This is a genomic window from Micromonospora sp. NPDC050795 (genome assembly GCF_044456785.1).
Lineage (GTDB): Bacteria > Actinomycetota > Actinomycetes > Mycobacteriales > Micromonosporaceae > Micromonospora.
Genome location: NZ_JBITGE010000016.1, coordinates 73,034 through 91,825, shown reverse-complemented (window position 1 = coordinate 91,825; position 18,792 = coordinate 73,034). Strand labels below are relative to the sequence as shown.

The 18,792-nt window shown below is 73.5% G+C and carries 14 protein-coding genes; 4 read left to right on the top strand and 10 right to left on the bottom strand.

What is annotated here, in order from left to right:
• Positions 1-9: 9 nt before the first annotated feature.
• Both ACIBEF_RS16460 and ACIBEF_RS16455 read right to left on the bottom strand, forming a co-directional pair.
• Positions 10-3,117, bottom strand: coding sequence for an AAA family ATPase (locus ACIBEF_RS16460; RefSeq protein WP_396794122.1), 3,108 nt, complete (start codon positions 3,115-3,117; stop codon positions 10-12).
• Positions 3,114-3,284 carry a hypothetical protein gene (locus tag ACIBEF_RS16455; RefSeq protein ID WP_167362519.1) on the bottom strand — a complete coding sequence of 57 codons (171 nt, stop codon included), beginning with the start codon at positions 3,282-3,284 and terminating at the stop codon, positions 3,114-3,116. Before ACIBEF_RS16455 ends, ACIBEF_RS16460 begins: the two co-directional genes overlap by 4 nt.
• Positions 3,285-3,491: 207 nt before the next feature.
• Between ACIBEF_RS16455 and ACIBEF_RS16450 the strand changes: the two genes are divergently transcribed.
• Positions 3,492-4,178, top strand: a complete 687-nt coding sequence (locus tag ACIBEF_RS16450) for a DUF4191 domain-containing protein (protein WP_145779624.1) — start codon at positions 3,492-3,494, stop codon at positions 4,176-4,178.
• Positions 4,179-4,550: 372 nt separating this feature from the next.
• Here ACIBEF_RS16450 and ACIBEF_RS16445 read toward each other — a convergent pair whose 3' ends face one another.
• Entirely contained in the window at positions 4,551-4,949 is a 399-nt protein-coding gene (locus ACIBEF_RS16445; RefSeq protein ID WP_396794120.1) for an RDD family protein, read from the bottom strand.
• A gap of 262 nt (positions 4,950-5,211) precedes the next feature.
• On the opposite strand from ACIBEF_RS16445, the gene glnA reads away from it, so the two are divergent.
• Positions 5,212-6,636, top strand: a complete 1,425-nt coding sequence (gene glnA / locus ACIBEF_RS16440) for a type I glutamate--ammonia ligase (RefSeq protein WP_238647541.1) — start codon at positions 5,212-5,214, stop codon at positions 6,634-6,636.
• A 335-nt stretch (positions 6,637-6,971) separates the two neighbouring features.
• On the opposite strand, the gene mptB (ACIBEF_RS16435) is transcribed toward glnA, so the two are convergent.
• Genes mptB (ACIBEF_RS16435) through ACIBEF_RS16415 form a run of 5 tightly spaced genes read right to left on the bottom strand, consistent with a single transcriptional unit; the run spans position 6,972 to position 15,274 of the window.
• Positions 6,972-8,414, bottom strand: coding sequence for a polyprenol phosphomannose-dependent alpha 1,6 mannosyltransferase MptB (mptB, locus tag ACIBEF_RS16435; protein WP_396794119.1), 1,443 nt, complete (start codon positions 8,412-8,414; stop codon positions 6,972-6,974).
• Positions 8,415-8,428: 14 nt separating this feature from the next.
• Positions 8,429-9,829 (bottom strand): polyprenol phosphomannose-dependent alpha 1,6 mannosyltransferase MptB, encoded by a 1,401-nt coding sequence (mptB, locus tag ACIBEF_RS16430; protein ID WP_396794118.1) that lies wholly within the window; start codon positions 9,827-9,829, stop codon positions 8,429-8,431.
• 48 nt (positions 9,830-9,877) lie between these two features.
• Positions 9,878-11,497: a hypothetical protein gene (locus ACIBEF_RS16425; RefSeq protein ID WP_396794117.1), complete on the bottom strand. Its 1,620-nt coding sequence runs from the start codon at positions 11,495-11,497 to the stop codon at positions 9,878-9,880.
• Complete coding sequence (locus ACIBEF_RS16420) at positions 11,490-14,507, bottom strand: bifunctional [glutamine synthetase] adenylyltransferase/[glutamine synthetase]-adenylyl-L-tyrosine phosphorylase (RefSeq protein WP_396794116.1); 3,018 nt, start codon at positions 14,505-14,507, stop codon at positions 11,490-11,492. The genes ACIBEF_RS16425 and ACIBEF_RS16420 overlap by 8 nt, the downstream gene beginning before the upstream one ends.
• Positions 14,507-15,274, bottom strand: coding sequence for a type 1 glutamine amidotransferase (locus ACIBEF_RS16415; RefSeq protein WP_396794115.1), 768 nt, complete (start codon positions 15,272-15,274; stop codon positions 14,507-14,509). Before ACIBEF_RS16415 ends, ACIBEF_RS16420 begins: the two co-directional genes overlap by 1 nt.
• Positions 15,275-15,375: 101 nt before the next feature.
• Here ACIBEF_RS16415 and ACIBEF_RS16410 point away from each other — a divergent pair, with 101 nt between their 5' ends.
• Positions 15,376-16,311: an LD-carboxypeptidase gene (locus ACIBEF_RS16410; RefSeq protein ID WP_396794114.1), complete on the top strand. Its 936-nt coding sequence runs from the start codon at positions 15,376-15,378 to the stop codon at positions 16,309-16,311.
• Positions 16,312-16,417: 106 nt separating this feature from the next.
• Here ACIBEF_RS16410 and ACIBEF_RS16405 read toward each other — a convergent pair whose 3' ends face one another.
• On the bottom strand, positions 16,418-17,296 hold the full coding sequence (locus ACIBEF_RS16405) for a virginiamycin B lyase (RefSeq protein ID WP_396794113.1): 879 nt from the start codon (positions 17,294-17,296) through the stop codon (positions 16,418-16,420).
• A 186-nt stretch (positions 17,297-17,482) separates the two neighbouring features.
• On the opposite strand from ACIBEF_RS16405, the gene ACIBEF_RS16400 reads away from it, so the two are divergent.
• Entirely contained in the window at positions 17,483-17,953 is a 471-nt protein-coding gene (locus tag ACIBEF_RS16400; RefSeq protein WP_396794168.1) for a hypothetical protein, read from the top strand.
• 314 nt (positions 17,954-18,267) lie between these two features.
• Here ACIBEF_RS16400 and ACIBEF_RS16395 read toward each other — a convergent pair whose 3' ends face one another.
• Positions 18,268-18,651 (bottom strand): VOC family protein, encoded by a 384-nt coding sequence (locus tag ACIBEF_RS16395; protein ID WP_357207162.1) that lies wholly within the window; start codon positions 18,649-18,651, stop codon positions 18,268-18,270.
• Positions 18,652-18,792 lie beyond the last annotated feature (141 nt).

Sequence of the window (18,792 nt, the reverse complement as noted above, 5' to 3'; positions counted from 1 at the left end):
CGGTGGGCGTCAGCGCGGGCCGGCGGCCTCGGTGAGCAGGCCGAGGCGGTGGGCCAGGGCGGCGGCCTCCACCCGGTTGGTCACACCCAGCTTGGCGATGATCCGGGAGACGTGCACGCTCGCCGTCTTCGGCGAGATGAACAGCCGCTCGGCGATCCGGCTGTTGCTGTGCCCCTCAGCGACCAGGCGCAGCACCTCCCGCTCCCGGGCGGTCAACAGGTCCGCTCCGGCCCCGCCCCCGGCGCGCAAGCCGACCCGCCGCGCCAGGGTGGCCGCCGCCTCGACCAGCGGGGTCGCGCCCAGCCGCCGGCCGATCTCGGTGGCCTCGGTGACCGCCGTCGCCGCCTCGTCGCGTTCCCCGGCCGCGGCCGTCGCCTCGCCCAACGCCAGCAGCGCCCTGCCCAACGGGTAGGGCTGCCCGTCGGCCCGCCACGCGTCGACCGCCGCACGCCACGCCGGCAGCGCCTGGTCGCCGACCGCGAGCAGCGCGGTGACCTGGGCGGCGTGCGCGCGGGCCGCCGGGTGCCGCGCCGGCAGGTCGGTGGCGAGCGCCGCCACCGCTGCGGCCAACTCCCGGTCACCGACCCGCGCCGCGGTACGCGCGGCGGCGCTGAGCACCGGCCAACCCTCCCGGGGCAGGCGCGGCAGGCTCTCGTCGGCCACCGCGACGCGGGCCGCCCGTACCGCCTCGACCTTGTCATCCGCGGCCAGCGCCGCCTCGATCGCCAGCTCGTGCAGGGGCAGGCGGTGGTTCGGCCACAGGTACGGTCGATTGAGGAAGGTGAGCGCCCGGTCGACCAGTTCGTCGGCGCCCGGGTGGGCGCGGGCCAGTCGCAGCCCGGCACCCAACTGGAGCCAGTGCAGACCTGTGACACCGGACAGGTCGATGCGGGCGGCCTCCGCGCAGACCGCCTCCGCCTCGTCCCAGCGACCCAGCGCGATGAGCGCCTCGGCCCGGTTGGAGAGCAGGTACGCCCCGGTGGAGCGGCTGATCCCCACCCGTCGCGCCTCGGCCACACCGGCCTCGGCGGCCTGCGCGGACTCGGCGTATCGGCCCAACTCGCAGAGCATGTCCGACTCGAAGACCATGGCGAGCACCAGTGTCGGCACGTCCCCCGCGGCACGGGCAGCGGCGGCCGCCCGGCCCAGCTCGACCAACCCTCCGGTCAGGTCCCGCTCACCGTGACAGAGCAGCGCGATCCGTGTCGACAGCAGCGCCACGCTCGCCCCGAGCGCCTCGGCGTCCGCGCCGGCCTCGGCTGCCACCCGGGCCGCCTTCTGCGGGTCGATCTTGACCAGGTGGGTGGCGATGTCGGCGAGCAGACGGACCCGCTCCGCGCCGGGCGGGCTACCGGCCGCCAGCCGGTACGCCTCGTCCAGCTCGCGGCTGCCGTCACTCTTGCCGAGCAGGGCCATCAGCCGACCCCGCTGGTCCAGCAGGCGGGCGGCGCGCAGCGGTGCCACGTCGGCGTCCACCTCGGCCAGCCCGGCCCGGGTCAGGGTGATGGCCCGACTGAAGTCGCCGGCAGTCACCGCGGCGTCCAGGGTCTGCTCCAGCAACGCCAGGTGGTCCATGCCGAGCAGGTCGGCGGCGTCCGCCACCAGCTCCCACAACTCCAGCGCCCGCTCCAGCAGTCGGCGCTGCTCGGCGTACGCGTACCGGTCGGCTGCCGCGCACGCGGCGGCTCGTGCGGCGACGAGGGCGCGCGGGTGGTCGTGCGCGGCGTACCAGTGGTGGGCGATCTCGGCCGGGGCCCGGCCGGCGGCGACCAGATGCGGCTGGGCCTCGATGGCGGCGGCGAAGCGGGCGTGCAGCCGGGCGTGCTCACCGGGCAACAACTCGTCGTGTACGGCCTCGCGGACCAGCGCGTGTCGGAACTCGTAGTCACCGTCCCGGTCGGCCACCACCAACTGGGCGGCGACGGCGGCGCGTAACGCGTCCTCCAGCTCGGTTTCGGGCAGCCCGGCGACCTCGGCGAGCAGGTCGTGGGCGAACCGGGTGCCGCCGGCGGCGGCGATCCGCAACACCCGCTGCGCCGGCTCCGGAAGCCGGTCCACCCGGGCCAGCAGCAGGTCACGCAGCGTCTCGGGCAGCGCCGCACAGCCGATCGGGTCACCGGCGACGGCCAACTCCTCGATGAAGAAGGGGTTGCCCTGGGTGCGGTCGTGGACATCGTCGACGGCGCGGGCGAGCGGCTCGGCACCGAGCAGGTCGGCGAGGATCGCGGCGGTGCCGTCGCGGTCCAGGCGAGCCAGCTCGACCCGCTCCACACCCCGGGCCCGATCCAGCTCGGCGAGGAACGGGCGCAGCGGGTGCCCGCGCTGCAACTCGTCGGTGCGGTAGGTGCAGACCAGCAGCAGCCGGCCCGGCCTCGCCGCCCGGACGAGGAAACCGATGAGGTCGCGGGTGGAACGGTCGGCCCAGTGCAGGTCCTCGATGATCAGGACCAGCGGGCGAGCATCGGCCAGCCGCTGGAACAACTCGGCGACCAGGTCGAACAGGTAGCCGCGCGGGGCGTCGCTGAGCGGGACCGCGCGCGGGGTGGTCAGCGCCGCGGAGGCACGGCCCAGCTCCGGCAGGAGCGGAGCGAACTCCGCCTCGTAACCGGCGAAGACCTCGGGGCCGTCGGCGCGGAGCACCGCCCGCAACGCGGCGGCGAACGGCGCGAACGGCAGACCCGCCTCGCCCAACTCCAGGCACTGGCCGACGAGCACCCGCGCCGCGCCCTCGGTGGCCCAGCCCGCGAACTCCTCCAGCAGCCGGGTCTTACCCACCCCGGCCTCGCCGCCGACCAGCACGGCGGTCGGCTCCCCGGCCCGCGCCCGGCCCAGCGCGTCCCGTAGTGCAACGGTCTCGCGGTGGCGCCCGACGAGGACGGAGCTGGCGGCGCGTACGGTCACGTGTTCGAGCATGCCATGGCGGCCCGCCCCGCAGGCCCCGCAGATCGGCCGGCGGCCGGGCGGCGGGGTCGGATCGGGTCGAGCGGCCAGCCCGACGGGCGCGGTGGACGGGGCGGCCACGCTGAGCGCGGTGGACGTGGCAGCCACGCTGAGCGCGGTGGACGTGGCAGCCACGCTGAGCGCGGTGGACGTGGCATCCACGCTGAGCGCGGTCACCGGCGGGCGTCGCCGGTGCGACCGGCCTGCCTGCGCCGGCCCAACCACCCGCGGCTGACCGGACGGGACAGGGAGCGGGCGAGCCGGTCCGCGGCAGCGTCGGCGCGCAGCTCGGCGGCGTGGGTACGGTGCAGGGTGAGCAGGAAATCTGCGTCGTTGCCGAACATGTCGGGCTCCTTCGTGGCGTCGTCGTCCTCTGCTGACGACTCTTCGCGCGAAGGCCCCACCCGGGCATGGGCATGGCGCCTCATCTTCCCCGGCCACACCCTCCTTACCCGGCCGCTCCGGGCGCTCAGGGCGACGTAAGGTACTCAGCTGCCCCGGCACCCGGACGCGGATCAACCGGGCCGGCGGCGACCACTAGACTCTGCGGCATGGCAAAGCCCCAGGAGAAGGTCTCGTTCGGCCAGCGGCTGAAGCAGATCGGGATGGTGTTCCAGTTCACCGCCAAGCAGGACCGGTGGTTCGCGCCGTTGGTCGCCGCAGCGGTGCTGCTCCCGCTCGCGCTCACCGTGGTCGCGGTCATCCTCTGGGGCTGGATCTGGCTGCCGCTGGGCATCCTGTTCATCCTGCTCGCGGTGCTGATCGTGCTCAACCTGCGGTCCAACAAGGCGATGATGAACGCCGCCGAGGGGCAACCCGGCGCGGCGGCGCAGATCATGGAGAACATGCGCGGCGACTGGCGGGTGACCCCGGCGGTCAGCTCGACCACCCAGATGGACATGGTCCACCTGGTGATCGGCCGCCCGGGCGTGATCCTGCTGGCCGAGGGCAACCCGCAGCGGGTGCGCGGCCTGCTCGGCCAGGAGAAGCGGCGGCTGTCCAAGGTGATCGGCTCCGCTCCCCTGCACGACTACGTGATCGGGCAGGAGGAGGGCGAGCTGCCGATCCGCAAGCTGCGGACCACGCTGCTGCGCCTGCCCCGCGCCCTCTCCGGCAAGGACGTCAACTCGCTGGACAAGCGTCTCAAGGCGCTCACCGCCCGGCCGCAGATGCCCAAGGGCGCGATCCCGAAGAACATGCGGCCGCCAGGCGCCTTCCGCCAGTCGCGGGGCCGCTGACCCCTTTCGACGTACGCCGACAAGAGCCGGACCCGCACGGGCCCGGCTCTTTCGCGTCGTGGCGTCGAACGCGCCCCGCGCCCCGCGCCCCGCGCCCCGCGCCCCGCGCCCCGCGCCCCGCGCCCAAGATCTCCACAACATCCCCGATGTTGCTGCCTCGGACACGCGGGAGACACCAACATCCCCGATGTTGCGCGGATCTTGGCGAGGAGGCGCCTGGCGCGGGCGGCTCGGGCTCGAACGGCGCCAAGATCGTGCTCGAACCTGGATGTAGTGGTCTGCGGGCGCGTGGATGCCCCTACATCGATGATCGAGCACGATCTTGGATCGCTCAGGCGGGCTCCGCCGCTTCCGGGGGCGCAGAGGGTCGGGTCAGCCTCGGGGGGCGTCGACGATGACCGAGCCGGCGATCCGGTCGTGCAGGCCGCGTCGGCGCTCGTCCATGATCAGCGCGGGGACGACGAGGGCCAGCAGGAGGCCACGGATCAGCCCTCGGAGCACGCCGATCCGGCCGCCGTCGTTCCAGCTCACACAGCGGATCTTGGTGATGAACATGCCTGGAGTCTGGGCGAACAGGCCGAGGAAGATGCCGTACACCAGGACCAGCACCAGCACCGGGGCCCAGCCGTCGCGTACCGGGTCGGCGAAGAAGTTGGACACCAGCAGGCAGAGCACCCAGTCGATGATCAGCGCCCCGAACCGCCGACCGAGGCTCGGCGCGGTGAAGCTGGGGTCGGTGGCCGGCGCTGCCGGGAGGTGCGGATTGGTCACAGCGGTCAAGGGTATCCGCGCCGAATTGAGGGCTTGCCGGGTGCCGCCGCCACTGCGTGCCGATTCAGGCCAAAGCGATCAGATGTCATTACACTGGCACAGTCGGTACGGCGTCCCTGGCGGGCCGGAGGCGTGGACGGGGCGTGCCTGACGCTCCGCGAGGGACGTAACACGGCAGAAACAACGGAGACACGGCCGGGCAACCCCCCGGCCCTAGCGTCGCCAGAAGCCTAGCCACCCCGTGGACGTGCCAGGAGGATGTGTGTTCGCCAATCCCGAGGAACTGCTGCGATACCTCAAGAACGAGGACGTGAAGTTCGTCGACGTTCGTTTCTGTGACCTGCCCGGCGTGATGCAGCACTTCAACCTGCCGGTCGAGTCCGTCAACGACGACCTCTTCACCGACGGCCTCGCGTTCGACGGTTCGTCGATCCGCGGTTTCCAGGCGATCCACGAGTCGGACATGCTCCTGCTCCCGGATGTCGCCACCGCGTTCATCGACCCGTTCCGCGCGCAGAAGACGCTCGCGCTCAACTTCTTCATCCACGACCCGTTCACCCGCGAGGCCTACAGCCGCGACCCGCGCAACGTGGCGAAGAAGGCCGAGGCGTACCTGGCGGCGAGCGGCATCGCCGACACCGCCTACTTCGGCGCCGAGGCGGAGTTCTACATCTTCGACTCGATCCGCCACGAGACCTCGGCGCACCAGTCGTTCTACTACATCGACTCGATCGAGGGCGCCTGGAACACCGGCCGCGAAGAGCCGGGCGGCAACCGTGGTTACAAGACCGCGTACAAGGGCGGCTACTTCCCCGTCCCGCCGGTCGACCACTACGCCGACCTGCGCGACTCGATCGTGCGCCGCCTGGTCGACACCGGCTTCAACGTGGAGCGCTCGCACCACGAGGTGGGCACCGCCGGCCAGTCCGAGATCAACTACCGGTTCTCCACCCTGCTGCACGCCGGTGACCAGCTCCAGCTCTTCAAGTACATCGTGAAGAACGAGGCCTGGGCCAACGGCAAGACCGCGACGTTCATGCCCAAGCCGCTGTTCGGCGACAACGGCTCCGGCATGCACACCCACCAGAGCCTCTGGCTCAACGGTGAGCCGCTGTTCTACGACGAGACCGGCTACGCCGGCCTGTCCGATATGGCCCGCTGGTACATCGGCGGCCTGCTGCACCACGCGCCGTCGCTGCTGGCCTTCACCAACCCGACGGTGAACTCGTACCGTCGCCTGGTGCCGGGCTACGAGGCGCCGGTCAACCTGGTCTACTCGCAGCGCAACCGCTCCGCCTGCACCCGCATCCCGGTGACCGGCAGCAACGCCAAGGCCAAGCGCGTCGAGTTCCGCGTCCCGGACCCGTCGGCCAACGTCTACCTGGCCTTCTCGGCCATGATGATGGCCGGCCTGGACGGCATCAAGAGCAAGATGGAGCCGCCGACGCCGATCGACAAGGACCTCTACGACCTCCCGCCGGAGGAGTGGGGCGACGTCAAGCAGGTCCCCGGTTCGCTGCCGGCAGTGCTCGACTCGCTGGAGGCCGACCACGACTACCTGCTCGACGGCGGCGTCTTCACCCCCGACCTGATCTCCACCTGGGTCGACTGGAAGCGCGCCAACGAGGTCGACCCGGTGCGTCTGCGCCCGACCCCGCACGAGTTCGCCATGTACTACGACTGCTGAGCAGTCGCTCGACACACCGGCCGGGCCGGCTCCGCTCACCGCGGAGCCGGCCCGGCTCGCTGTGCGCCACCCCCCGACCTCGCCGCCCCACGCGAAGATCCGCTCAACTTCGGGGAAAGTGCTGCCTCCGGCGCGTCGGAGGCGGCACTTTCCCCGAACGTGCACAGATCTTGGGCCGGGCCCGAAGTGAGATCGCGCTCGATCCTGGTTCTAGTGGTGTCCGTCGCTCGGGAGACCACTACATCCATGTTCGAGCACGATCTTGACCGCACCGTGACGACGATCATGAGGTTGGCAAGGCGTCTCATCCGGATTGTCGCCCGCCAACCTCATGATCAACGGCGCTGGCGGCGGGCGACGGTGCGCAGGAGGACGGTCAGGAGCAGGGCTGTCATCGCCAGGGCGCCGGGAGCCTTCGTGAAGCGGGCCAGGTTGGTGCCGTCCGGCAGGGCGAGGAAGGCTGCCCCTGCGGCGGGCAGCACGAACCACGTCGTACGGGCGGCGGTGAGCGCGAGCAGCGCCAGCGGCCAGGTCGCGTACCAGGGGTGGAAGACCGGGGACAGGACGACTGTGGCGACAAGAGCCAGTGCCGCACCGTGCAGCGCCACCAGGGACCGCGCCACCCCATCCTCGGGATCCGCCGCGTCGTGGAACCCGCGCAGCACCTGCCAGGTCCGCCACCAGAGCACCAGCAGCACCCCGACGAGCAGCAGCAGCGCGACCGCTCGGACCACCGGCACCGCCTGCGGGTCCCGGCCGACCAGCGCGCCGGCGTAGTCGACCACGAAGCCCACGGCGGTGGGAGGCGACGTCCACTGCTCCGAGTCGCCACTGTGGGTCAGCCCTCCCACCCAGCCGAAGCCGAGGCCGGACACCCCGGAGGTGACCAGCAGCGCGGCGAGCAGCCCTCCGGCCAGCCATCCAGCATGGCGCAGCAGCGCCCGAACGGTGGGCTGGTCGGGCATCCCGGCCAGCACCGCGAACGGCACCACCACCGCGGCGCTGGCCTTCACCGTGACGGCCAGCCCGAGCAGCGCCCCGGCCAGCAGCAGCGCCGCCGGCCGACCTGGTCGCCGGACCACTACCAGCAGTCCACACAGCAGCAGACCCAGCATCACGGCGTCGTTGTGCGCGCCGGCCACCAGGTGTACGCCGACCAGCGGACCGGCCAGCGCCAACCAGACCGCCCGCCGGGCCGGCACCCCGGCCGCCCGGGCCAGAGCGGGCAGGCAGAGCGCGGCCAGCAGCAGCCCCGCCACGGCGATCACGCGCAGCGCCACGATGGTCCCGGTGAGCCCGCCGCCGAGGCCGACGGCGAGGGCCGCGAGCAGGACGAAGACCGGACCGTACGGCGCCGGGGTGTCCCGCCAGATCGGTGCCACGGTGTCCAGCCAGGGGCAGCCCGCCGCCGCCACCCCCACCGTGTACGGGTCGACGCCGTGCGCGTACGTCCAGCCCTGGCAGGCGTACGAGTAGACGTCCCGGCTGCCCAGCGGTGGCGCGAGCAGCAGCGGTAGCGCCCACAGCCCGGCGGTGACGTACGCCCAACGGGTCGACGGCGCACCCTCGCGTAGTGACCACCACGCCCCGACCAGCAGCACGGTGCCGATCAGCCAGCAGGTCAGCGTCGCCGGGCCGTCCGGGGTCCGCCAGATCGACGCGGGTGTCACGCCCAGCGGGGCGTCGGGCAGTGCCCCACCGAGGTGTCCGGCCACGGCGAGCAGGACCGCCCCGACCAGGCCGGCGTACCGGGAGAGAGAGGCACCGGGAGCGGTCACCGGCGCACCTTCCCTCAGTCGGCGGCGACCGGCTGACGGGCCGCCCGAGCCGACCGTACCAACCGGATGACCAGCACGATCACCAACAGGGTCATCAGCGGCGCCCCGACCGTCTTGGTGTAGCGGGGCAGCCCGGTGCCGTCGGGCAGCACCAGGAAGGACGCGACCAGGGCGACCACTGTGAACCATCTGGTCCGCTGGGCGGTGGCCGCGAGCACGAACAGCGGCCAGGTCCAGTACCAGGGGTGCACGACGGGGGCGAGCGCGACGGTGAGGGCGAGCGCGAGGCCGGCGTGGTACAGCGGGTCGCGGGTGCGGGCCCGCCACCAGAGCCAGACGAGTAGCACCGCCAGGAGGACCACGGCGATTCCGCGAGTGACGGGAAGCGCGTCGATGTGACCACCGAACAGCGCCGCGACGTAACCGACGGTCTGCCCCACGGCGGTCGACGGTGACGTCCAGGCGATGGCGGCGCCACCCTGGGACAGCCCGCCGATCCAACCGAAGTCCAGCCCACCGACGACGGTCACGCCGACCACTGTGGCGACGGTGCCGCCGACCACCCAGCCGCCGTCGCGGATCAGCGTGCGGATCCGGTACGGCCCGGCGGTGGCGGCCAGCGCGGCGAACGGCACCACCACCACGGCGGTCACCTTGATCGCCACCGCGACCCCGAGGAGCAGCCCGCCGACCAGCAGCATTCCGCGCCGGCCCGGGTGCGCCGCCACCACGGCCAGCCCACCGACCAACGCGGCGAGCATCAGCACGTCGTTGTGCGGGCCACCGATCAGGTGCGCGGCGACCAGCGGGGAACCCAACGCCAGCCACACCGCCCGCTTCGCCGGCACACCGGCCCGACGCGCCAGAGCCGGCAGGGCCCACGCGGTGAGGACGACGCCGACCAGCGACAGCGCACGGAAGAGCACGATGCTGGCGGTCAGCGACCCGGTGGCCTTCACCACGGCGCCCGCGACGAGCACGAACAGCGGCCCGTACGGCGCCGGGGTGTCGCGCCAGATGACCGAGACCGTGTCCAGCCAGGGGCAGGGCAGCGCGGAGACACCCTGCTCGTACGGGCTGAGGCCGCCGGCGAAGCTGGCGCCCTGGCAGGCGTACGCGTACACGTCCCGGCTGCCGAAAGGCGGTGCGATCAGCAACGGCAGCAGCCAGAGCCCGACGGTGACCAGGGCCCAGCGCGTCGAGGGTCCCCCGTCACGTAGCGCCCACCAGGCGTACGCCATCAGGCCGGTGCCGACCAGCCAGGCGGCGAGGATCAGCGGGCCGTTGGGCCCCTGCCAGATGCTGACCGGGGTGCTGCGCAGGGGGCCGCCGGGAAACGCGCCGCCGAGGAAGGCGGACAGCGCGAGCAGCATCGAGCCGGCCAGGCCGGTCCAGCGCGCGAGGTGGGAGGGCACGCCGGACATGCTGCCAGCCCGTCGGTGGGGGGCCGACGGCAGGCACGGTCAGCAGTGGCGCGTCGGTGCCAGCCCACTGGAGATCGAGTAGTCGCCGGCGGCGCGGATTCGCACCTCGGTCCACCCGTCCGCGCCCGGTCGCAGACAGCCGTCCGGGCCGCTCAACGTGAGCCAGCGCGACCAGCGCACCCGGACCGGCACGTCCCCGGGAGTTGCGGTCAGCCGGACCGCGCCCCGGTCGGCGGTGACGAGTCGACCCGGGGCACCGACCAGCGGGGTCGGGTCGACCACGGCGTACATCCGCCAGGTCGGGTCGCGCCAGACCTCCCGCAGGTACGGCAGGCCGGCCCGGATCAGCGCGGCCTCGTCGCGGCCCCACCGGTCGGCGGGTGCGTCCGGGGCGAGCACCACATAGCTCACCGCCTCGTGCCGTAGCCACTTCTCGTACGTCTGCGCGCTCAGGCTGCCGTCGTAGAACAGCGCGTTGCGGTCGCTGTCGACCTGGCGTTCCCAACCCCGGGCCAGTGGCACGGTCGGCGGCAGGTACGCGGACTCCCAGTGGTCGCGCAGCGGCACCACCTCGATCCGCCCGGCCGGCTGCCGCCTGTCGAGTTCGGCGACGAGCGGTTGGTAGAAGCTTTCGGCGCTCTCCGGGGCACCGGCCCGGGTCACGTCGCTGATCATCACCGGCGACTGCCACCACACGGTCGCGGCGAGCAACCCGGCCAGCCACGGCCCCGGCAGGGCGGCGTACCCGGCCAGCACGGGCAGGGCGAACAGCATCGGCAGTCGCAGGGCGTTGGAACCGATCGGGCTGGGCACGTAGTACGCCCCGATCAGCAGCAGCACGGTGAGCGCCGCGCCGACGCGCAGCACCCGACGGCGACGCGGCAGCACGACCGCCACCAGCACCGCGAGCGCGACGTTGATGCGCATCGACTCGGCCGAGTACGGCTGGGTGCCACCGTTGCCGAAGAGGAACGCCATCGGGGCGAGGGTGACGGCGGGCGCCACGGCCAGGACGAGCCCCTCGGCCAGTGGCCGGTCGGCCCGCCAGCCTCCGGGCAGCGGGCGGCCCGGCCCGTCACCGGTGCGCAGGGCGCTGAGCAGCAGCGCCGCGCCGGCCAGCCCGGTGAACAGGCCGGCGACCGGGCTGGCCGCCGTCGCCAGGGCGGCGCAGACGGCGGCGAGCGTCAGCCGCAGCCAGCGCGGTGGGCGTTCCGCGCTGACCGCGCAGAGCGCCAGCAGCCCGAACGCCAGCCCGACCGCGAAGGTGATCCGACCGCTGGCCAGGTTGCCGACCAGCACCACCGCGCCGAGGACGCCGGCCAGCAGCGGTCGGCGGGCCCGGTTGCGGGTGAACAGCCAACCCAGCGCGCCGGCGCCGACCACGGCGGCGACCGCCCCCAGCGGACGCACCCCGATCAGCGTGCCCAACCGGGCCGTGAAGAGGCTGTAGCCGTACTGGTTGACGCCGCCGTACCAGCCGAAATCGACCGGCGCGGCCCCGTACCGCTCGGTGAACCCGGCACGCGCCACCTGGGCGGCGAGGTCGGTGCCCATCGGTGGGGCGAGGAGGAACGCGACGGCGAGCAGCACCGCCACCCCGGTCGCCGCCCCCCAGCCCGCGACGCTCCGCCCGGTCGGGGGCGGCGACGCGTCAGGCATCGAGGACCCGTTCGGCAGCAGCGCGGGAGCGGCGGCCGGTGCGCAGGTATTCGTCGAGGAACTCCCCCGGGTCGTCGCGGCCGAGCAGCCGGGCCACCCCGGCCAACTCCACCCCGTGCCGGGGCAGTTGGTCGCCGGCCCGACCCCGGACCAGCATCAACGCGTTGCGGACCTGCGCGGCCAGGGCCCAACCGGCGGCCATCTCCGCGGCGTCCGCCGGGTCGATCAGGCCGGCCCGCTCGGCCGCCGCGAGGGCGTCGAGGGTACGCGTGCCGCGCAGCTCCGGGATCGCGCCGGCATGCCGAAGCTGGACGAGTTGCACAGCCCACTCCACGTCGGCGAGCCCACCCCGACCCAGCTTGGTGTGGGTGGCCGGGTCGGCGCCACGGGGCAGCCGTTCGGTCTCCACCCGGGCCTTGATCCGCCGGATCTCGACGACCTGCTCGCGGGTCAGCCCGTCGGCCGGGTAGCGCACCGGCTCGATCATCGCCTCGAACTCGGCGCCCAGGTCAGCGTCGCCGCAGACGAACCGGGCGCGCAGCAGTGCCTGCGCCTCCCACACCCGCGACCAGCGGGCGTAGTACTGCGCGTACGCGGCGAGGCTGCGGACCAGCGGGCCCTGGCGACCCTCCGGGCGCAGGTCGGCGTCGACGCCCAGCGGCGGGTCGGGGGCGGGTACGCCGAGCAGCCGGCGCAGTTCCTCGGCGACGGCGTGCGCGGCCGCGCTGGCGGCGCTCTCGCTGGTGCCCGGGGGCGGGTCGTAGACGAAGAGCACGTCGGCGTCGGAGAGGTAGTTCGACTCGTACCCGCCGAGCCGGCCCATGCCGATCACCGCGAACCGCAGCCCCGCCGGCGCCGGTTGGCTGGCCCGAGCGGCCCGCAGCGCGGCGGCCAGGGTGGCATCGGTGACGTCCGCGAGCGCCGTACCGACCTCGGTGATGTCGGACAGCCCGCGGGCCCGCTTCGCGCCGTCCGCCCGGGTGGGGCTGGGCGCGAGCGCGCCGGCCCGGCAGAGCAGATCGGCGCAGGCCACCCGGACCAGTTCGCGACGTCGCAGCGCGCGCACCGCGCTGGTGGCCTCGACCGGGTCGGTGTGCCGGGCCGCCGCCGCCACGAACCCCTCCCGCAGCACCTCCCGCGTGCGGGGCGCCAGCTCGTTCTCGTCGGCCAGCAGCCGCAGCGCCTCCGGGTCGCGGGCGAGCAGGTCGGCGACGTACCGGGACAGTGCGAGGACCCGGGCCAGCCGACGGGCGACCGGGCCGCCGTCGCGCAGCAGCCGCAGATACCAGGGGGTGCTGCCCAGCTTGTCGGAGACCTTGCGGTAGTTGAGCAGCCCCCGGTCCGGCTCCGGCGCGTCGGCGAACTCGCTGAGCAGCACCGGCAGCAGTGTGCGCTGGATGGCCGCCGTACGGCTCACCCCGCCGGTGAGCGCCTGGAGGTGGCGCAACGCCCCGGCCGGGTCGGCGAAGCCGAGGATCTCCAGGCGGTTCCTGGCCGCCTCCGGGGTGAGCCGCAACCCGTCGGCCGGCACCCGGGCCACCGACTCGAGCAGCGGCCGGTAGAGCAGTTTGGCGTGCAGTCGGCGTACCTCGGTGGCGTGGGTGACCCACTCGGCCCGGAAGCTCTCCACGGCGCTGCGACCCTGCGCGGCTGTGAAACCCAGCGCGGCGGCGAGCCAGCGCAGCGCGCCCGGCTCGGCGGGCACCGTGTGCGTACGACGCAGGCCCTGGAGTTGCAGCCGGTGCTCGACGCTGCGCAGGAAGCGGTAGCCGCGCAGCAGGGCCTCGCCGTCGGCCCGACCGACGTAGCCGCCGGCGACGAGCGCGCGCAACGCCGGGATGGTGCCGGGCGGACGCAGCGTCTCGTCGCCGCGACCGTGCACGAGTTGCAGCAACTGGACGGCGAACTCGATGTCGCGCAGCCCGCCGGGACCGCGCTTGATTTCGCGCTCCAGCTCCTTCGGCGGGATGTGGTCGATGATCCGGCGGCGCATGGCGCGGACGTCCTCGACCGCCTCGGGCCGCTCGGCCGCCCGCCAGAGCAGCGGCGCGAGCTGGTCGATCCATTCCTGGGCCAGCGGCAGGTCCCCGGCGGCGGGGCGGGCCTTGAGCAGCGCCTGGAACTCCCAGGTGCGCGCCCACCGCCGGTAGTAGGCCAGGTGGCTGGCGAGGGTCCGCACCAGCGGGCCGCGGCTGCCCTCGGGGCGCAGCGCGGCGTCCACCGGCCAGGCGACCAGCCCGCAGATGGAGATCAGCCGGGTCGCCACCTGAGTCGCGGCGGGCAGGTCGGCGTCCTCGGCGGCCACGAAGATGACGTCCACGTCGGAGACGTAGTTCAGTTCGCCGCCGCCGCACTTGCCCATCGCCACGACCGCCAGTCGGGGCCGCTCGGTGCCCTCCGCCAACTCCGCGACCGCGATCTCGTACGCCGCGGACAGCGTCGCGTCGGCCAGCGCGGAGAGCGCGGCCATGGTCTGCTCCAGGCCGCGACCGCCGGTCAGGTCGGCCGCCGCGATCCGCAACAACGCCAGGCGGTACGCGGTCCGCAGCGCCGCCACCGGGTTGCCGCCGTCGGCCGGCTCCAGCCGCCCCTCGGCGACCGGGGCGAGCCCGTCCGCTGCGGTCCGCAGCGCCCGGTAGTGCTCGGGGTGGGCCACCAGGTGGTCGCCGAGCGCCGCTGACGCGCCGAGCACCGCGATCAGCCGCCGCCGCAGTCCGGGGTCGGCGTGCACGTCCGCGAGCAGCGGCGATCCGGTGCCGCCTGCGGTGGTGCGGCCCTCGGCCTCCACGATGCGGTGCAGTTGGCGCAGCGCCAGGTCCGGGTCGGCGGCCCGGGACAGCGCGGAGAGCAGCTCCGCGGCGGCCTCGTCGACCGGCTCCTGCTCGACCGGCCGCCACAGTCGCAGCCCCTCCGGGCCGAGCAGGTCCGCGGCGCGCGCGCCACCATCGCCTTCGGCGGTGCCGAAGCCGTACCGGGCCAGTCGGCCCGACGCCCTGGTCGGCCGGCTCATCAGTGCCCGAGCAGCGGCAGGCCGCGCCGCGTCGTGCTGTCGTCCAACTCGCCGAGGGCCAGCGCGGCGAACCGGGCGGCGAACGGCTGCCAGACCTCCTCGACGTCGACCAGCACCGAGGCGCAGGCCGCGACGACCAGCTCCGGGTCGTAGCCCAGCTCGGCGAGTTGGGCCGAGTCGGTGGCCCAGTCGGCGATCATCGCGGCGTCGCACTCGATGTGGAACTGCAACCCCCACGCCCGGTCACCCAGGCGGAACGCCTGATGCGGGTAGCGGGTGGAGGCGGCGAGCAGGGTAGCGCCCCGAGGCAGCTCGGTGATCTCGTCGGCGTGCCACTGGAGCACGTCCGGGATCAACGGTACGTACCGGAACAGCGGGTCGTTCTCGGCGGCGTCGCGCCGCCCGACCACGCCGGGGCCGATCTCCGGCCCGGACGGGCTGCGCTCCACCAACCCGGCGTGTGCGGTGGCGAGCAGCTGCGCGCCCAGGCAGACCGCCAGGGTCGGCACCCGGTACCGGACCGCCTTGCGCAGCAGGCCCTCCACGGCGGGAAACCACTGTGCGCCGGGCGAGCCGTCCGGCAACGGGTACGCCTGTTGGTCGCCGCCGAGCACCACCAGCGCCGCGTACCCCTCCAGGTCGGCGGGGAGTTCGTCGCCGGCGTGCGGACGCACCACCCACAGCTCCAGCCCAGCCTCGGTCAGCCACTCACCCAGCCGGCGTGCGTCGTCCGTCGGGTCGTTCTCGATCACCAGCGCGGTTGCCACCCGTCGAGGCTAGCCGGTACGCCGCACGGCATCACGCCCCGGCACGGGCCGCGCGCCGGGTGGCGTTCCCGCCTCTGCCCGGGTCGTTAGGCTCTGCGGTTGTGATCAGCGAGGACGCCGCCGCCGTACGCCCGCCCGTGCTGCGCCCGGGTGACACAGTGCTGCTGGTGTCGCCGTCCGGGCCGACCTCGCCGGAGCGGGTGGCCAGGGGCATGGAACTGCTCACCGGCTGGGGCCTGCGCCCGGTGCCGGCACCGAACGCGTACGCCCGTCACGGCTATCTCGCCGGCACCGACGACCTGCGTGCCGCCGACCTGAACGCGGCCTTCGCCGACCCTGACGTGCGCGGGGTGATCTGCACCCGCGGCGGGTACGGGGCCCAACGGATCGTGGACGCGATCGACATGGCAGCCGTCCGCCGCGACCCGAAGGTGGTGGCCGGCTTCTCGGACATCACCGCGTTGCAGTTCGCACTGTGGCGGGGTGCCCGCCTGGCCGGGGTGCACGGCCCCGGGGCGGCCTGGCGCGACGAGCGGACGCCGCTGCGCTCCGCCGAATCCCTGCACGCGGCGCTGATGACGACCGAACCGGTGTCGATCACCGCGGTGCCCACCGAGGAGACCTTCGGCGTACGCGTCCCGGGTCGCGCCACCGGCACCCTGCTCGGCGGCAACCTGTGCATGATCGCCGCGTCGATCGGCACGCCCGACCTGCCCGACCTGACCGGCGCGGTGCTGTTGATCGAGGACGTGCAGGAACCCCCGTACAAGGTCGACCGGATGCTCACCCACCTGCGCCGGGCCGGCGCGCTGGACGGACTGGCCGGGGTGGCGGTCGGGCAGTTCACCGACTGCGGCGACGGGTGGGACACCACAATCGTCGACGTGCTCACCGAACGCCTCGGCGACCTGGGCGTACCGGTCCTCGGCGGCCTCCCCATCGGCCACGGCCGCAACCAACTCACAGTTCCCGTCGGCACCGAGGCAACCCTCGACACCACCACAGCCACCCTCACCGCAACCCCCGCAGTCCACTAACCCCGGGGGGCGCTCCCCGGGGCGCTCCCAGGGCGCTCCCGTTGATCATGAAGTTGTTGTCACTCGCCACGGCGTGTCCCGGCGATAACTTCATGATCATCACGGGTCAGAGGGCCAGGTGGGCTACTGCTCCGATTTCCAGGGCGGCCCAGATGCCGGTGGGGGTGCGGGTGATGCCGTGCGGTTCGGCGTTGGGGGTGGGTAGGGCGTAGCCCTCGAACCGTCCGGCGGGATCGAGGTGACCGATCCGGTTGGCACCCCACTCGGTGAACCACACGCCGCCGTCCGGATCGCCCACTATCGCGTGCGGGCGGGCCGCCCGGTCCGGCAGCGGAAACTCGACGATCCCGCCATCCGGGTCGAGGCGACCGAGCTGACCGGCGGCGATCTCCACGAACCAGATGACGCCGTCGACGCCCACGGTGATGCCGACCGGGCCCGCCTTCACTGTGGGTAGCGGATGCAGCGCCACCCTGCCGTCGAGATCGATCCGGCCGACAGCGTTCGCCTGGTTGAGGGTGAACCAGAGAGCCTGGTCTGCGCCCGCGGTGATCATCGAGGCGAACCCGCCGGTCACCGGCAGCGGGAAGGCGGTGTGGCTGCCGTCGGTCCCCACCCGGCCGATGGTGTCGGAGGTCATCCCGGCGTACCAGAGCGCGCCATCAGGCCCAGCCGCGATGCCGCCCGGCCCGGTGCCGGCCGGCAGGGCGATGGTGCGCTGCTCACCGTCGACGGTGATCCGACCGATCCGGTCGTCTCCTGAGCGGGTGAACCAGAGCGCCCCGTCCGGCCCGGCCGTGACGATCAACGGGCGACCGCCGGCCGGCTTCAGCGGGTAGGTCCGGACCGCGCCGTCGGGCGACAACCGGGCGATGCCACCTGCATGGGCCAACGTCAGCCACAACGCGCCGTCCGGGCCAGGCGTGATGCCGTACGGCCCGGCGTCCGGCTCGACGAGTGGAATCTCCCGAATATCGACGGTCATGCCGCGGTGTCCTTTCCGTCGGTGGATCGTCCACCCTGACCGCTCGGCCAGCGACCACACAACCGATTTCGCCCACCGCCGCCCCGGATTATCAGCTCGCTGACAGGGTCGCCACGGCTCCCGCCCAGACGGCCCGGTCACTGTCGGTGATGACAGCGCAGGATGACCGAACCTCTGGAGGACAGCATGTCCCGCACCATCCGCAGGAAGCACCTGCTGGCCGGCCTGGCCACCGCCGGCGTCCTCGGCGTCGGGATCGCGGCCCCGACGATCGCGTTCGCCGCCGACACCCCCACGCCGACACCGAACGCCAGCACCGCCCCGGCTCCCGACGCGGCGCCAGGTGCGAAGGCCGACCGGCAGGGCGCGTTCGCCGAGGAGCTCGCCAAGGAGCTTGGCGTGCCCACCGACAAGGTGACCGCCGCACTGGAGAAGATCCGCGAACAGCACCGTCCGGCCGACCGACCGCAGCGCCCGTCCGCCGAGGACCGTCAGGCCGCGATCAAGCAGCGCCTGGACCAAGCCGTCAAGGACGGCAAGCTCACCCAGGAGCAGGCCGACGCCATCACCAAGGCCGTCGAGGCCGGCGTCTTCCCCGGCCCCGGCGGCCCCCGCGGCATGGGCGGCCACCACGGCGCTGGTACGCCCGGCAAGTAGTCCGAAGAGCCCGGCCCCGGCAGGCATCAGCAGGCCGGGGCCGGGCTCGGTACGCCACTGGCAGGCCGGTCCGGCCCCGGGCCGGCCTGCCGTGCCCGGTCCGACCTGCCGTGCCGGGGCTGGATCGAGCCCGTCGCAGCTTGATCCACTCGGTTTCCGTGAAGTCGCGGTGTCCCGCGCGCCCAGACACCGCGACATCATGAAACCCGAGTCGATCACGCGCGCGGGTGCTGCCAGGCTGTCCGGGCCATCGCCCCCCAGCCCAAACCGGGGGCCAAACCAACCCGGGGGCACCAGCGGGACCTTGGAAGGGGTCAGGGCTGCGGGGGCGGGGGCGTGAACACGCCCAGGTGGTTGCCGGCCGGGTCGAGTAGGTGGGCCAACCGGAGACCGCTCGGTGCCGTACGGGCTGGTACCAGGACCCGGCCGCCGGCAGCTTCGGCCTGTCGGCAGGTCTCTGCCACGTCGGCGACTTCGGCGTAGAACACCGCGTAGTTCGGCGACGTTCCGTCGGTCGCCCGGATCGCCCCGCCGATCCCGGTGTCCCCACCGGCCCCGGTCACGCGGTAGGACCCGCCGTTGGGGGAGCCCTGCTCCTCGAAGGTCCAGCCGAACAGCTCTCCGTAGAACCGCTCCGCGTCTTCGGGCCGGTCGGTGCCGATCTCGAACCAGGTGATGGGCGTGGTGGACCTTGACATCTACTGCCTCCAGAATATTTTCGTGCCGGCCGCTCGGCCGTCGTCTGGAGCAGTCTCGGGGCCGTTGGCGACAGCGTCCTGTCGGTGTTTTCGGATCAACCAGCGGGTTTCCGGTGACGAGACCCACCCAGCCCGCCGCGC